Genomic DNA, 15,524 nt, shown 5'->3' on the forward strand with positions numbered 1-15,524 from the left:
CGTTTTAATATCCGAACGGCTCATTAAATAGTGTAGGAGATCCGTTAATTTTTTTGCCACAAGGTTAATCGTTATCAACACCAAAGCTTGAAAAATATGTTTAACTGGGCCGTAATGAAAGTATCAGACGACGGCATTCTCATTTAGTCATCGATAACTTAAGGAAGGAGTAACACTATGGCTTACAAACACATTCTCATCGCGGTAGACCTCTCTCCGGAGAGCAAAGTGCTGGTTGATAAAGCAGTATCCATGGCACGTCCCTACAACGCGAAAGTCTCCCTGATTCACGTTGATGTGAATTACTCCGACCTCTACACCGGTCTGATCGACGTAAATCTCGGCGATATGCAGAAACGCATCTCCGAAGAGACTCACCATGCCCTGAGCGAACTGTCCACCAACGCGGGCTATCCAATCACCGAAACCCTGAGCGGCAGCGGCGACCTGGGCCAGGTACTGGTTGATGCGATTAAGAAATACGATATGGATCTGGTGGTATGCGGACACCATCAGGACTTCTGGAGCAAGCTGATGTCTTCCGCGCGCCAGCTGATTAACACCGTTCACGTGGATATGCTGATTGTTCCACTGCGTGACGAAGAAGACGAGTAAGTAAGGCACAAACCTTAGCTTACCCCTCACCCTAACCCTCTCCCCATAGGGGAGAGGGAACGATCGAGCCCCTCGCCCCTATGGGGAGAGGGGTTGGGGTGAGGGGACATAAATATCAAACCGGTGTCCTTTAGTGGTCACCGCGTTGGTCGTGGCAACGTCCGCCAGCGGCGGCGCGTAGTCCGGACGCTTCACCACCACCCGCTTCGTCGCGAGCTGACGAGCCGGCTCCAGCAGGCCATCTGCGTCTAAATCCGGCCCCACCAGCGACTGAAACACCCGCATCTCTTTCTTCACCAGCGCGCTTTTCTGCTTATGCGGGAACATAGGGTCGAGATAGACCACCTGCGGGCGCGGGGTGATATCGGTCAGCGCCGTCAGGCTTGAAGCGTGGATAAGCTGCAAGCGCTCCTGCAGCCACGGGCCGATTTCCGGGTCTGCGTAGCCTCGCGCTAGCCCGTCGTCGAGCAGCGCGGCCACCACCGGATTGCGCTCCAGCATGCGCACATGACAGCCCACCGACGCCAGCACAAAGGCATCACGCCCCAGCCCCGCCGTGGCGTCCACCACGTCCGGGAGATAGCTTCCTTTAATGCCGACCGCTTTGGCCACCGCTTCGCCGCGACCGCCGCCGAACTTGCGCCGGTGCGCCATCGCCCCGCCAACGAAGTCGACAAAAATCCCGCCGAGCTTCGGTTCGTCGCGCTTGCGTAATTCGAGATGCGCTGTCGTCATCACCAGCGCCATCAGGTTCTCTTCGTCGTGCTCCAGCCCCCAGCGGGCCGCCAGAACGGATAAGGCGCCGTCTCCGGCGCCCGTTTCATCAACTAAGCAGATCTTCACGTAACAATCAGCCTTTGATCCCGTAATGTTCAAGCATCGCATCCAGCTGCGGCTCGCGGCCGCGGAAGCGTTTGAACAGCACCATTGGCTCTTCAGACCCGCCACGGGTCAGGATGTTGTCGAGGAACGACTGGCCGGTTTCGCGGTTGAAGATCCCCTCTTCTTCGAAGCGAGAGAAGGCATCCGCCGCCAGCACGTCGGCCCACAGGTAGCTGTAGTAGCCCGCCGCGTAGCCGCCCGCGAAGATGTGGCTGAACGCGTGCGGGAAGCGGCCCCAGGTTGGCCCTGGAATAACGGCAACCTGCTTTTTAATCTCGGCCAGGGTTTCAAGGATTTTCGCGCCCTGCTCCGGGCTAAACTCCGCGTGCAGGCGGAAGTCGAACAGGCCGAACTCCAGCTGACGCAGGATGAACATTGCCGCCTGGTAGTTTTTCGCCGCCAGCATTTTATCCAGCAGCGCTTTTGGCAGCGGTTCGCCGGTTTCATAGTGACCGGAGATAAACGCCAGCGCGTCCGGCTCCCAGCACCAGTTTTCCATAAACTGGCTTGGCAGCTCGACCGCATCCCACGGCACGCCGCTGATGCCGGCAACGCCTGCGGTTTCGATGCGGGTCAGCATATGGTGCAGGCCGTGACCGAACTCGTGGAACAGGGTAATCACTTCGTCGTGAGTGAACAGCGCAGGCTTGCCGTTCACCGGACGGTTGAAGTTACAGGTCAGGTAGGCGACCGGCTTCTGCAGGGAGCCGTCGGCTTTACGCATCTGGCCCACGCAGTCGTCCATCCACGCCCCGCCGCGCTTGTTTTCACGCGCGTAGAGGTCAAGGTAGAAGCTGCCGCGCAGCTCGTTTTTCTCGTCATACAGCTCGAAGAAGCGCACGTCCGGGTGCCATACGTCGATATCAGTACGCTCTTTGGCGGTGATGCCATAGATGCGTTTCACCACTTCGAACAGGCCGTTAACGGCTTTGTTTTCCGGGAAGTACGGGCGCAGCTGCTCGTCGCTGATGCTGTAGAGGTGCTGCTTCTGTTTTTCGCTGTAGTAGGCAATATCCCACGGCTGCAGCTCGTCTACGCCGAACTCCGCTTTCGCGAAGGCGCGCAGCTGGGCCAGCTCTTTCTCGCCCTGAGGACGGGCGCGTTTCGCCAGATCGGTCAGGAAGTCGAGTACCTGCTGCGGGTTCTCCGCCATTTTGGTGGCGAGGGATTTATCGGCGTAGCTGTCGAAGCCGAGCAGCTGGGCCAGCTCGTGGCGCAGGGCGAGGATCTCCGCCATCACCGGGCTGTTGTCCCACTTACCGGCATTCGGCCCCTGATCGGAGGCGCGAGTGCTGTACGCGCGATACATCTCTTCGCGCAGGGTCTGGTTGTCGCAGTAGGTCATCACCGGCAGATAGCTTGGGATATCCAGCGTTAACAGGAAACCTTCCTGCTCTTTCGCTTCGGCCTGGGCTTTTGCCGCCGCCAGCGCGCTTTCAGGCATACCGGCCAGTTCGGATTCATCGGTAATCAGCTTTGTCCAGCCCATGGTGGCGTCGAGGACGTTGTTGCTGTACTGGTTGCCCAGCTCGGACAGGCGCGCGGCGATTTCACCGTAGCGAACCTGCTTCTCTTTTGGCAGACCGATACCGGACAGCTCAAAATCACGCAGGGCGTTATCGACGGATTTTTTCTGCGCCGTGTTCAGTTCAGCATAGTGGTCGCCGTCGCGCAGGTCGCGGTAGGCTTTGTACAGCCCTTCGTGCTGACCAACCCAGGTGCTGTACTCAGAGAGCAGCGGCAGGGTTTGTTCGTAAGCTTCGCGCAGTTCCGGGCTGTTTTTAACCGAGTTCAGGTGGCTCACCGGGGAGAAGATGCGCCCCAGCACGTCGTCCACTTCGGCCAGCGGCTGACACAGATTTTCCCAGGTGTACGGCCCGCCCTGCGCAACCACGCTTTCTACCGCCGCACGGCAGTTTTCCAGCGACCGGGTAACGGCTGGAACAACATGCTCAGGGAGGATTTTAGAAAACGGCGGCAACGAAAAAGGCGTCAGTAATGGATTGGTCATAAACGCTGTCCTGTTGAAATAGGTGAATGAAGCGCGCATCCGGCGCTGTGCATATTGTTCAGTAATGGGGTTAAGTGTAGAGGATTTCAATAGCCGCGCTTACCGGGCCTACGGGTAATCTGTGCCGTTCTGCTGTAAACTGTGGCAAATCGTCAATTCAGCGGAATATCAATACCCATGCTCAGTTATCGCCACAGCTTCCACGCAGGCAACCACGCCGACGTCCTTAAACACACCGTTCAGAGCCTGATCATCGAATCGCTCAAAGAGAAAGAGAAGCCGTTTCTCTATCTGGACACCCACGCGGGCGCGGGCCGTTACCAGCTGAGCGGCGAACATGCTGAGCGTACCGGTGAATATCTGGAAGGGATTGCCCGCATCTGGCAGCAGGACGATCTGCCTGCCGAGCTGGAGCCGTACATCGGCGTGGTCAATCACTTCAACCGCAACGGACAGCTTCGCTACTACCCGGGCTCGCCGCTGATTGCCCGCCAGCTGCTGCGCGAGCAGGACAGCCTCCAGCTGACCGAGCTGCATCCGAGCGACTTCCCGCTGCTGCGTTCTGAATTCCAGAAAGACAGCCGCGCCCGCGTGGAAAAATCCGACGGCTACCAGCAGCTGAAAGCCAGGCTGCCGCCGGTTTCGCGCCGCGGCCTGGTGCTGATAGACCCGCCGTACGAAATCAAAACCGACTATCAGGCGGTGGTGACCGGCATCCATGAAGGCTACAAACGCTTCGCCACCGGGACCTACGCCCTGTGGTACCCGGTGGTGCTGCGCGCGCAGATCAAGCGCATGATCAAAGATCTGGAGGCAACCGGCATCCGCAAAATCCTGCAGATTGAGCTGGCGGTACGACCGGACAGCGACCAGCGCGGCATGACCGCCTCCGGGATGATTGTGATCAACCCGCCGTGGAAGCTCGAAGCGCAGATGAACAACGTGCTGCCGTGGCTGCATAAAACGCTGGTGCCAGCGGGTACAGGCCACGCCACCGTCAGTTGGATCGTGCCGGAGTAATCGCAGCCATCGGTGGAAACTATTGATTTCAGGTATACAATCGCGGCAATTCACGATTAAGGACAAAAGCTATGACTAAGCATTATGACTACATCGCAATCGGCGGCGGCAGCGGCGGCATCGCCTCCATCAACCGCGCGGCCATGTACGGCCAGAAGTGTGCGCTGATTGAAGCCAAAGCGCTGGGCGGCACCTGCGTGAACGTGGGTTGTGTACCGAAGAAAGTGATGTGGCACGCGGCGCAAATCCGTGAAGCTATCCATATGTATGGCCCGGACTACGGCTTTGACACCACTATCAATCACTTCGACTGGGACAAGCTGATCGCCAGCCGTACCGCCTACATCGACCGTATTCACACCTCATACGACAACGTGCTGGGTAAAAATAACGTTGACGTGATCCACGGCTTTGCCCGCTTTGTGGACGCGAAAACGATCGAAGTGAACGGCGAGACGATCACCGCCGATCACATCCTGATCGCCACCGGCGGCCGTCCGAGCCACCCGAACATTCCGGGCGCTGAATACGGCATCGACTCCGACGGTTTCTTCGAGCTGCCTGCCCTGCCAAAACGCGTTGCCGTTGTTGGCGCGGGGTACATCGCGGTGGAACTGGCCGGCGTGATTAACGGCCTGGGCGCAGAAGCGCACCTGTTCGTGCGTAAGCACGCGCCGCTGCGCAGCTTTGACCCGCTGATTGTCGATACCCTGGTCGAAGTGATGAACACCGAAGGCCCGACCCTGCACACTAATGCCGTGCCAAAAGCGGTGGTGAAAAACGCGGACGGCAGCCTGACGCTTGAGCTGGAAGATGGCCGCAGCCAGACCGTTGATTGCCTGATCTGGGCGATCGGCCGTGAACCGGCGAACGATAACTTCAACCTGGCTGTAACGGGCGTAAAAACCAACGATAAAGGCTACATCGTCGTTGATAAGTTCCAGAACACCAGCGTGCCGGGCATTTACGCGGTCGGCGATAACACCGGTGCCGTTGAGCTGACTCCGGTAGCTGTTGCGGCGGGCCGTCGTCTCTCCGAGCGCCTGTTTAACAACAAGCCGGACGAGCATCTGGACTACAACCTTATCCCAACCGTGGTCTTCAGCCACCCGCCAATCGGCACCGTCGGCTTAACCGAGCCGCAGGCGCGCGAGCAGTATGGCGACGACCAGGTGAAAGTGTATAAATCGGCGTTCACCGCGATGTATACCGCGGTTACCTCCCACCGCCAGCCGTGCCGCATGAAGCTGGTCTGCGTCGGCCCGGACGAGAAGATTGTCGGCATCCACGGCATCGGTTTCGGCATGGACGAGATCCTGCAGGGCTTTGCGGTGGCGCTGAAGATGGGCGCAACCAAAAAAGACTTCGACAATACCGTAGCGATCCACCCGACGGCGGCGGAAGAGTTTGTGACGATGCGCTAACCAGAGCGTTACAGGATGGCACTACGCCATTTTTTCCTGTATCGCTTTTTTGACATCACGGACAAATGCCGCAACCTGCGGCATTTTTTCTGCCCAGTCCACGGTGACCAACCCGAGATACTCTGCACGCGCCTCCTCAAGCAGTTTCGCATGAGCTTCGGGCAATTGCGGCCGCAGCCAGGCTGCGGCCTCGTCTTTAGCCGCGATCTTACCCGTCTCAACGCTATACCCGATACGCGCCAGCGTCAGGAGGATATGTCTTTCATCACCCTTAAGATCGTCAGCCCTGCTCCACAGCGCCAGAGTCTGACGAAAGGTCTCCAGCAGATCGTTTTCTGGCACAGCCTCGAACAACTCGCAGGCTGCTTTTCCCCGCAGAGGGAGACTGTTCTGACGCGCTTTGGTCAGTAAAATCGCCAGATCGGGGTCGGGCTGCGCCGGTTCGTATTTCCCGTTTGTAATATCATCCCGTAGCCATTCTCCAAACTGCAGTTCCCGCACGGGCGGAAAGTGCCATGGCACAATCTGCGACCAGACTACGACCGTTACTTCCAGCGCCCGGTAAATCTCCGACGTGCCGGGCCAGGCCGAAATCGCCAGCAGCTTCTGCATCAAGGTATGGCGTTGTTCATCCCGCAGCGGCGAACGTACCGTGACCAGCAGGTCGATATCGCTCAGCGGCTTCAGGCCACCGTCCATCGCCGAACCGTATAAGTGAATTGCCATCAGCTTGCTTCCGAGAACGCTTTCGATGAGCGCGCAGGCGCTCTGTAGCTGTTTTTGTGCGCAGGGGGGCTCGTTCATCCTACCTCTTCGTCTGACGATAGCTGCTGATTAAACCGGGTTATCTCTTCCAGCACGCGGTTGACCAGAAGGTCAATCTCTTGCCAGGGTCGATCGTCGTTACAGGCCGTTTCCAGCTGTTCACAGGCTTGCTGCAAAGATGTCATGCTCATCATCCTTGCGCCACCATTGATACGGTGCGCCATACGGCCAACCTTATCGCGATTTTTCTGTGCGAGCCACTGCGTCAACTGGCTGGCATCCTGTCTGTTCACCTCCACCATTTCGGCCTGCAGCGCCCGCGTGGCATCGCTCTCCAGGGCAGGCTTCGCGCTGCTGCCGGCAAAATAACGATCCAGCAGCGTCTGGAGTTTTTCCGCCGTCAGCGGTTTCTCCAGATATTCATTCATACCAGCATCGATACAGCGCGCTGCCGTTTCTGCGCCGCTCATCGCCGTCAGGCCGAATATCGGGACAGGCGGATGACCATAAAGCTGTTCGGTATGACGGATCTGCTGCGCCAGCTCATAGCCGTCCATCTCCGGCATCGTGCAGTCGGTAATAATCACATCGTAGCGGCCAGGATTTTGCTGCCACATCGACAGCGCCTCCGCCCCCTGTGTCGCCAGCGAAACCCGGTGCCCCCAGGACTCCAGCCGCTGCCGCAGCGCACGGCGTGCTGGCGGATAGTCGTCGACCCCAAGAATATGCAGGCTGCGCATATGTTCGACAGGCGGAGGGGTTAGCACTTTGCTGGCGGCAGGCACCGCGTTGAAGTGAAGGCTCACCACGCAGCCCTCATGCGGTTCACTGTCGATACGTACCTCCGCACCGGCGGCATGGGCCATATACAGGCAGGCCGGTAAACTGAACCCGGTGTCGGTCCACTCTGATTTCAGCGTCACGTGGTGCGCTCGTCTGGCAATGTCCTCAATCAGGTGCTCGTCAATGCCCTCGCCCCGATCGCACACTTCGATGACCAGCGGGATCGTCGTGGCATTCGGCTCTTTGCTGCCCTCATACACTTCAACGTCAATATCCTGACCATTCGAATGCTTGATGGCGTTACGCAGCAGGCTGGAGAGGATGCGAATAATCAGCAGCGGATCGGTGGTAAAACGCTCGACAGAGAGCTCGATCAGCACGTTCAGGGTGATCCCTTTCGCTTCAGCCTGCTGCCGGTAAAGCGCCACGGTACTGTGGATTAACTGGGGCAGATGCGTGCTGCGCATCGTTCCGTTCAGCTGCGGGTTATCTGCACGGAAGACGTCAAACATATCGCCGATCAGCGAAAGCAGGTTGAGGGAGGATTCCCAAATCAGATTCAGGTTTTCATTATGCTCATGCCGCGCATCGAGCGCCTGAAGCTCCATCTCCAGCAGGCCGGTGATGACGCTGAGTGGGGTGCGCACTTCATGCCCCATGCTCTGCATAAAGGCGTTTTTGCTGCCTATTGCCTGCTCAAGATTACTCTTCGTCTCAGAGAGCTGAGCAATCAGCAGCTCTTTTTCAGTGACATCCAGCCAGCCGCCAATCAGACCACCAATTTCACCCTGGCTGTCGTGCCACGGCACAACCCAGCCCTGCAGGTAGCGCGTCTGGTTGTTTATCGTAAAACTGTCAGCCCAGTTCTGCGGTTGCCCATCCTGTAACGCCTGCTGGTATTTTGCCTCCAGGTTCGCCAGCACCGCCGGTTCTACCATGTCGATCGCGGTTACTGGCTGCCCCTGGAAGGCATCGCCCGGCTGGCCGATGGTATCCGCCCAGGCCTGGTTGTAGCGCAGCAGATGGCCGTTACGATCGCGAACGTAGAGCGCCACGGGCGAGGCGTCGATCAGTGCCTGGGTAAAACGTAACTGTTCGGTAAGCTGGCGCTGCAAGACATTGCCACGGCGCAGCGCGGCGCGCAGATACTGTATCCATAGCCAACACCCTGTCACCACCAGCAGAAGCAGCACGCCCCAGACCAAAGAATTGAGTAATGAACTTTGCGCCCAGGTTTCACTATTGTCGATGGCCGCTTGTCGCCAGTCACCCGCCAGCTGCATCAGTGCCTGCGGCTGCATATCTGCCAGCGCTTTATTGAGAATATTAACTGGCTGGCTGGTCTCGGTTTGCGCGGCAATGACGACATCAATGAGGGGGACAGGCACCGTGACGGCAAGATGAAAACGGGTGGGATGATGGCGCGTCACCAGGTAGTTGGCGATAAACTGCGGCGCGATCACACCGCGCACTTCACCTTTTTTCAGCCGCGCCAGCGCGTCGTCCATGTGGGTCAACGACACCAGTTTGATTGTAGGATACCAGGTTTCCAGCCAGGGGCGCAGCGGATCGTCGGCCATAATCGCCAGCTTTTCACCCTTCAGCTGGGCAAAATCGTCCGGTCGTTTGATCGTCTGATCCATCACCACCACGGCCGGCGTGGTGAGCAACGGCGAGGTCATCGCCATGGCCGCGGACGTTTTTTGCGACACGTCAGCCACCTGCCTGAGCACCAGCGCATCCGGGTTATTCTGCTTTAACGCGTTGAGTTCGTCGTCGCTACCGGCGGTCAATATCGTGAAGTGAATATCATACTGCTCGCTAAATTGGTTGAGCAGATCAACCACCAGACCCGCTGGCGTGCCATCCTCCAGAAACGAGAGCGGGCGCTGGCGACTATCCAGAATCACCTGGATCTGACTATGCTCACGCAGCCAGTTCTCCTCCTCCCGATCCAGCGCCAGCGGATTGGCGGTAATGACGAAGCTCCGGTTAAGCCCCCAACTGGTGGTAATACGCAAACGGCTGGCTAAGGGGATATGTTTGAAGACCGCGTCGATGGCTTCCACCAGTTGCGGCAGCTGGCGATCTACACCAAAACTCATGTTCAGATTGGGCAGCGCCGGGCTGTAGCGCCAGCGTATCCCCTGAGCCTGATGATACTGGGTAAGGTACTCCGCACTGGCCCGGTTAATCCACAGGGCATCTATCTGCTTAAACGCCAGCGCGCTGACTGCTGAAGGATACCAGGACTGGAAACGGAGCGTACTGCCGGGATAGTGGCGACGCAGCGCCGGGCTGGCGTTGGTATCAGTCATCAAACCTAATGTCTTTGGGCTCTCTTCAGGCGCGTCATCGGCTCGCTCGCGAGTGGTCATTAAGACCGACTTATCCAGCAGCCATGGCGGCGTGGTCACCAGTTCGGCGTTTGGCCACAGCTCCGGGTTCCACATCGCCACCATCTGAATTTCATGGCGGCGCAGCGCCTGGAAAGCATCACGACTCTGGTTGTAATAGTGGAGTTTGACGTTGACCTTCAGGCTATCTTCCAGCAACGCTAGATAATCGGCCGCAATCCCGCTGAAAAGTCCGTGCCCCATGCCTTCGCTGAGAGGAGGATGCGGAGGCCCCCAGACGCCCACGTGAAGCGTCTGATTGTGTTTCAGCCATTGCTGCACGTCACCACTAAACTGGACATGCGGCGCATTGACCTGCACGCGGCGTTGCAGGGTCAGTTCCTGGGCCTGAATCTGCCCGATACTGCAAAGCAGCATAAAAAGGCTAATTAACCGGGCGGTGATAAAACGCATCGTTGGAGTCGTTCCCTGAAAAGTGAGGGCTGGAAATCAGCAGGCTGGCACAGCGTTAATTTTAGCAACCGCGCTTCGTTCTGCATTGTCTGGATAACCGCCATAATTTGCAGGAATTTTAGCAATAGGTGGGCAAGTCGGGATTAAGGTCGGTCTTGTTTTTAAAAACTATCGTTAGCGGATTTTTATAAGACCGGACTTATTGTCCCCTCCCCTGCTGGAAGGTAAAAACGCAGCAGATTTGCTATGCGTAAACAGGTTCCACAAAAAATGAATAACACGTTAACTGCCCACGGCGAAAACACTGCCGATGCCCATAAAGAGATGGCGACTGACGATCAATTTCCTGCACTGGTCGAAATCGCGCTCGGCGATATTTTCATTCAGGGGGAAGAGCGTCTTTTTATCGACGACGTTAATCAGCAGCTACTGATAAAAGGCCCTCCTGGGCAGCGGGTCAATCTGTCCGATCTGCTTCCTGCAGAATCAGAGCCAGGAGAATGGATGAAAGCCAGAGGCTCCGTTACCGTGAATGGCGTGCAATATGAGGTTTATCACCATCCGGGTATTGAGACGGAGCTACTGGTCCAGACAGGACTAGACGTTGCGCCTCAGACGTAATCAGGTTGCGTAATAACCTCAACCTGCACCTCGCCCGCGCGAAAACCGTCAGCGAGGAAGAATGGGATAGGCAATCGCCACTGCCCATCACGCACCACCGCCGTATAGCGATAGCTCTCCCCCTCAATCCGTAATACGACAGCCTGCTTTTCACCGCTGGCTTTCTCGCTCGGCCCCGCCAGCACGGTAAACCCGGCGTTGCTGCCCACGTGGAAGTGCTCAGTCTGCCAGCGAACAGGCGGATGTGCAGGCCACGGTTGAGCATGGTGAAAGGCGAAGATCTCATCATGATTCAAAATGCTCTGCCGGACCGTAGGCCAGATCGCCACTTTGAGGAAATACTGGTCGGTGAAACGGGCGCTTCCCCGGTAGCTCGCTACAAACTGACGCATCATTCCTTCCACGTCTGGGATCGCGCCGCCACAGCCGCCCCACATCCCTGCCAGCAACAGCTCGGTATGGGTGAAATAGTCGCGCATATGGTGGAAATAAAATGGCGAGCGCAGCCAGTCTTCCACGCAAACCTGTTCCCGTTCAGAGAGCAGAGAGTCAGCGTCACGCACTAAAAAACGCTCGACCTGCGGGTCATCCATCACCAGAAAACGCCACAGCGTGGGATAGATGCGCTTTTCCTGGCTCATATCCACCAGCGCGGCACCCGCCTGCGTCAGCCGCTGCCAGACGTGCTGGGGCACGGAGTCATCCAGATACACGCGACAGCGCCAGCCGGGAAACAGCTCTGCGGCGGCCTCAATGTTTTTAATTAAGGTTTCGCAGTAGCGCGGCAGATCGCCATACAGACTGAACGCGATAATGTTTTTTTCCGGGCAATCCGCCTGAAAAGGTGGCGGTGGTGTCTGGGGCAGCGGCCAGGCGGTTCCCTGACGAAAACGCTGGTCAGAGAGGGTCAACGACTCCAGACCATACGCGCGCATTTCATCCGTTTTGCCCATATGGCCGCACAGTTCCGCCAGGCCATCGAGCCAGGTTTCAGACGCTTCATGACGACGGGGCGACTGATAAATCTTGCGGTAGACTTTGTACGCCTTGTCATGTTTTCCCTCACGCATCAGGCTAAGGGCGTAATCGCTCTGTACCGACATATTATGCGGCAGAACGGCCAGCGCTTTTTCGCAGCAGCGAGAGGCCGTCGCATAATCCGTCACGGCCATTGCATGACGGTACTGCTCCGCCAGGGCAGAAAATGTCTGACGCATTGCTTCTTGTTTTGCAGCAGATGAATGAGGTTGAAGGGATCGACGCATTGTCCAGGCTCAAAATCAAATAATCGTGCGTATGATTTTCCCATTCATCTGTAAAGTAAGCGACAAGACCCGTCTTGATGTTCCCGGCAGTCAATGATGGCGCAGTATTTAAGCAGCAAAAAGCAGGCGAAAATGCACGTTTATATTAGTATTGAGAGGATAGCGTAGAAATAATAACGTTCCTGACCAGACATTGTGCTTTTCGTTATTCACAATCGCCAGAATAATAACCAAGCCTTGTCTTATAACAATGCTTTTAACGTTTAATCAGAATATCACTTTCAGTATCTTATGCTCAGGAGCGTTATAAAAAGTTATGCGTCACTACCTTCGTCATTTTTTGCTTCTGGTTTTATTTTTATTCGTGATGCCTCCGGCACACAGCGAAGAATATAAGATTCTGATGCGCACCCCCATTGAGGGCATGAGTCGCTTGCCGCTCACCGAAGAGCAGGCAACGCTGCTAAAGCATATGCAAAACTTGACGGTGGGTATCACACGTTATGACGTGCCTCCTTTCGGCATGCGCAACATACGCCATGAATATGAGGGGCTGAGCGCCGACTATCTCGGCCTGGTGTCCTGGCAGCTTAATCTGCCGGTGCAGGTTAAAATGTACGACTCGCAGGAAGAGCTGTGGCAGGCGCTGGCGCGCGGTGATATCGATCTTATCCCCTCTGTCTCCGCCTTTGACGCCAACGACGCATTTGTCTTCTCAACGCCCTATGCCAGCGATAAACCGGTGCTGGGGGCGAACGACCGGGATACCCAGCCTCTCGCGGACGACCTTGCTAACACCGACGTCGCGATGGTCCGGGACTACCTGCCTCTGGCACAGGTGAAAGCGGCCTATCCCAACGCGCGCTTTCGCCTGTTTGACAGCTATCAGGAAGCGCTGAGCGCCGTGGCGTTTGGGCATTCACGCGCCTATCTCGGTAACAGCTATTCGCTGAGCCGAAACTATTTAAACAATATTCATATCGATCGCATCTCGCGGCTGCCCAACCGTGAAGTGGGGTTCGCCCTGAGCCAGAATAACCCTCTGCTTAACCAGTTGATTAACGCGACCATCCGCGCGGTACCCGAAGAGGAAAAGCTGGATCTCTATCGCCGCTGGCAGCCCGATCGGGTCGATATTGCACAGGGAACCAAGTCGCTGGTCTTTACCGACCAGGAGAAAGCGTGGATCGCCCGGCATCCGGTGGTGAACGTGCTCATCTACAGCCAGGATAATGCCGCCCCGGTCTCCTTTATCGATAACAAGGGGATGCTGCGCGGGGTAGTGGCGGATCTCTTCTCCGTGGTGTCATTGCGCACCGGCTTGCGCTTTAGCTTTGAGACCGGCAATACCACCGATGATTTGATAGCCCAGGTCAACCACGGGCAGGCTGACATGCTCGCGTCAGTGACGCCGAGCGAGGCGCGCAAGGGTCAGGTCCTGTTCACGCGGCCCTACTTACGCAGCGCGTTTGCTCTTGCCACATCATCCTCACGTAACGACATTAACACGCTGGCCGACCTGCGCGGCAAACGCCTGGCGCTGGTGAAAAACATCGGCGTGGAGCAGCTGGTGCGCGAACGTTACCCGGAGATCAAAATAGTTCACGTGGGCAATGAATCGCAGCTGCTCGCCAGCATCACCAACGGCGATGCCGACGCGGCAATAGGTATTCTGGTGATGACGGATTACCAGATCTACACCAATTTTCAGGACAAGCTAAAGGTGGTTTCGATTGTTGGCGACTCCCCCGCCTGGATCTCCTTTGGCGTTGGCCTGGCAAGCCCGGAACTGCAGAGCATTCTGGATAAAGTCCTGCTGAGTATCTCACCCATTGAGATGGAAAATCTGGCGAACCGCTGGCGACCCAACGAGCTGGTGGTGGTCGACAGCTTCTGGTATCGCTATCGCGAAGTGCTGATTGCCACGGGTGTCTTCAGCGCCGTTCTGGTGCTGTTAGCGCTGGGATGGGCGCTCTATTTGCGTCGGCAGATTGTGCGTAAAGCGGCGCTGCGCAGGCAACTGAACGAGCAGCTCACCCAGCTGCGCGAGATGCTCACCGAACGTGAGTCGCTGCTGGCGGAACTGAGCGAGGCGAAAGATCGCGCCGAAGACTCTAACCGGGCAAAATCGGTATTCCTGTCAACCATGAGCCATGAGATCCGCACCCCTATGAACGCCATTATCGGCATGCTGGACATCGTTCTGAAAAAAGGGCGCAAGGGCGAGCACGATCTTCAGGCGCTGGAAGTCGCCTACGACTCGGCAGAGGGTCTGGTGGGGTTGATTGGCGATATCCTGGATATCTCCCGTATCGAGGGAGGGCATCTCGATTTCAACCCGGAACCCGTGCAGTTCGGCAAACTCATCGACAACATGATGCGGGTGTTCCAGGGCGTGGCGATAGAAAAAAATATCCAGTTGAATAAGGTCTTCCCGACAGAGGCGCTGTATGAGGTCTATGCCGACCCGCTGCGTATTAAGCAGGTGCTCTCCAACCTGCTCAGCAACGCCATCAAGTTTACCGACCGCGGCAGCGTGACGCTGACCTTATCGCAGCGTGAGGAGCCCGGCACCGATAACATCCAGTTTGTCATTGAGGTGCAGGACAGCGGTATCGGTATTGATGCAAGCCAGCAGGCCGCACTCTTTAAGCCATTCAGCCAGGCGGACAATCGTCGGGCGGGCACCGGCCTTGGGTTATATATCAGCCGAACCATCTGTGAAAGCATGAATGGCACGCTCACGCTCGCCAGCGAAAAGCATGTCGGTACCACCGTCAGGGCGACCTTCTCCCTGCCTAAAGTTACCCGTGCCGTTACGCCGCCTGCCCAGCCTGATGCGGAAGATGAAAAGTTACCGGCGCTTAACGTGCTGGTGGTGGATGACAATCCCGCAAACCGCATCCTGTTGGCCAAACAGCTGGCCTGGCTGGGGCAGCACGCGCATCTGGCTTCCGGTGGCGATGAGGCCCTCAAAATCTGGGCCGATACTGCCTTTGATGTGGTTATCACCGACTGCAATATGCCGGGCATCAACGGTTATCAGCTAACGGGCATGATGCGTAACGCTGAGCGTGAGCAGGGCCGGACACCGGCATGGATTATTGGTTTTACCGCCAATGCGATGCATGAGATTAAGGAACGGTGTTTGCAGGCGGGAATGAACGATTGTCTGTTTAAGCCGTGCTCTATTAGCGATCTGGCGACGGCGCTGCGTAACAGTACTTCTTGCCGGGTGGCGCTGCGCTGAGCCGGCCTACAATCGACAATAATATCAATTAATTGAACGATTTATTGTAGGCCCGTGCAAGCGTAGCGCCGCCGGACA

10 protein-coding genes are annotated in these 15,524 nt (G+C 57.0%); 5 read left to right on the top strand and 5 right to left on the bottom strand.

Annotated elements, in window-relative coordinates; all coding sequences use genetic code 11:
* Positions 1-177: 177 nt before the first annotated feature.
* Positions 178-615, top strand: a complete 438-nt coding sequence (gene uspA / locus URZ40_RS03710; protein WP_003861223.1) for a universal stress protein UspA — start codon at positions 178-180, stop codon at positions 613-615.
* Positions 616-693: 78 nt separating this feature from the next.
* Here uspA and rsmJ read toward each other — a convergent pair whose 3' ends face one another.
* Together rsmJ and prlC are read right to left on the bottom strand one after the other, a co-directional pair.
* Positions 694-1,458, bottom strand: coding sequence for a 16S rRNA (guanine(1516)-N(2))-methyltransferase RsmJ (gene rsmJ, locus URZ40_RS03715; RefSeq protein WP_316380220.1), 765 nt, complete (start codon positions 1,456-1,458; stop codon positions 694-696).
* A gap of 7 nt (positions 1,459-1,465) precedes the next feature.
* A complete protein-coding gene (gene prlC, locus URZ40_RS03720; RefSeq protein WP_302220503.1) occupies positions 1,466-3,508 on the bottom strand; it encodes an oligopeptidase A in 2,043 nt (680 codons plus the stop codon).
* 177 nt (positions 3,509-3,685) lie between these two features.
* Between prlC and URZ40_RS03725 the strand changes: the two genes are divergently transcribed.
* Together URZ40_RS03725 and gorA are read left to right on the top strand one after the other, a co-directional pair.
* On the top strand, positions 3,686-4,528 hold the full coding sequence (locus URZ40_RS03725) for a 23S rRNA (adenine(2030)-N(6))-methyltransferase RlmJ (RefSeq protein WP_109846188.1): 843 nt from the start codon (positions 3,686-3,688) through the stop codon (positions 4,526-4,528).
* Positions 4,529-4,599: 71 nt separating this feature from the next.
* A complete protein-coding gene (gorA, locus tag URZ40_RS03730) occupies positions 4,600-5,952 on the top strand; it encodes a glutathione-disulfide reductase (protein ID WP_320719780.1) in 1,353 nt (450 codons plus the stop codon).
* A 21-nt stretch (positions 5,953-5,973) separates the two neighbouring features.
* Here gorA and URZ40_RS03735 read toward each other — a convergent pair whose 3' ends face one another.
* Together URZ40_RS03735 and URZ40_RS03740 are read right to left on the bottom strand one after the other, a co-directional pair.
* The gene (locus URZ40_RS03735; RefSeq protein ID WP_233003178.1) at positions 5,974-6,756 is read right to left on the bottom strand and encodes an aminoglycoside adenylyltransferase family protein; all 783 of its coding nucleotides are present in this window, start codon (positions 6,754-6,756) and stop codon (positions 5,974-5,976) included.
* Positions 6,753-10,310: a response regulator gene (locus URZ40_RS03740; protein ID WP_320719781.1), complete on the bottom strand. Its 3,558-nt coding sequence runs from the start codon at positions 10,308-10,310 to the stop codon at positions 6,753-6,755. Before URZ40_RS03740 ends, URZ40_RS03735 begins: the two co-directional genes overlap by 4 nt.
* Positions 10,311-10,556: 246 nt before the next feature.
* Here URZ40_RS03740 and URZ40_RS03745 point away from each other — a divergent pair, with 246 nt between their 5' ends.
* The gene (locus URZ40_RS03745) at positions 10,557-10,931 is read left to right on the top strand and encodes a Biofilm associated protein A (protein ID WP_226857623.1); all 375 of its coding nucleotides are present in this window, start codon (positions 10,557-10,559) and stop codon (positions 10,929-10,931) included.
* On the opposite strand, the gene URZ40_RS03750 is transcribed toward URZ40_RS03745, so the two are convergent.
* On the bottom strand, positions 10,922-12,148 hold the full coding sequence (locus URZ40_RS03750; protein ID WP_320719784.1) for a tetratricopeptide repeat protein: 1,227 nt from the start codon (positions 12,146-12,148) through the stop codon (positions 10,922-10,924). The two genes, URZ40_RS03745 and URZ40_RS03750, sit on opposite strands and share 10 nt — an antisense overlap.
* Positions 12,149-12,599: 451 nt before the next feature.
* Here URZ40_RS03750 and URZ40_RS03755 point away from each other — a divergent pair, with 451 nt between their 5' ends.
* On the top strand, positions 12,600-15,446 hold the full coding sequence (locus URZ40_RS03755) for a transporter substrate-binding domain-containing protein (protein WP_320719786.1): 2,847 nt from the start codon (positions 12,600-12,602) through the stop codon (positions 15,444-15,446).
* Positions 15,447-15,524: the final 78 nt, after the last annotated feature.

The organism is Enterobacter sp. 296B2 (genome assembly GCF_034106185.1).
Classification (GTDB): domain Bacteria; phylum Pseudomonadota; class Gammaproteobacteria; order Enterobacterales; family Enterobacteriaceae; genus Enterobacter; species Enterobacter cloacae_N.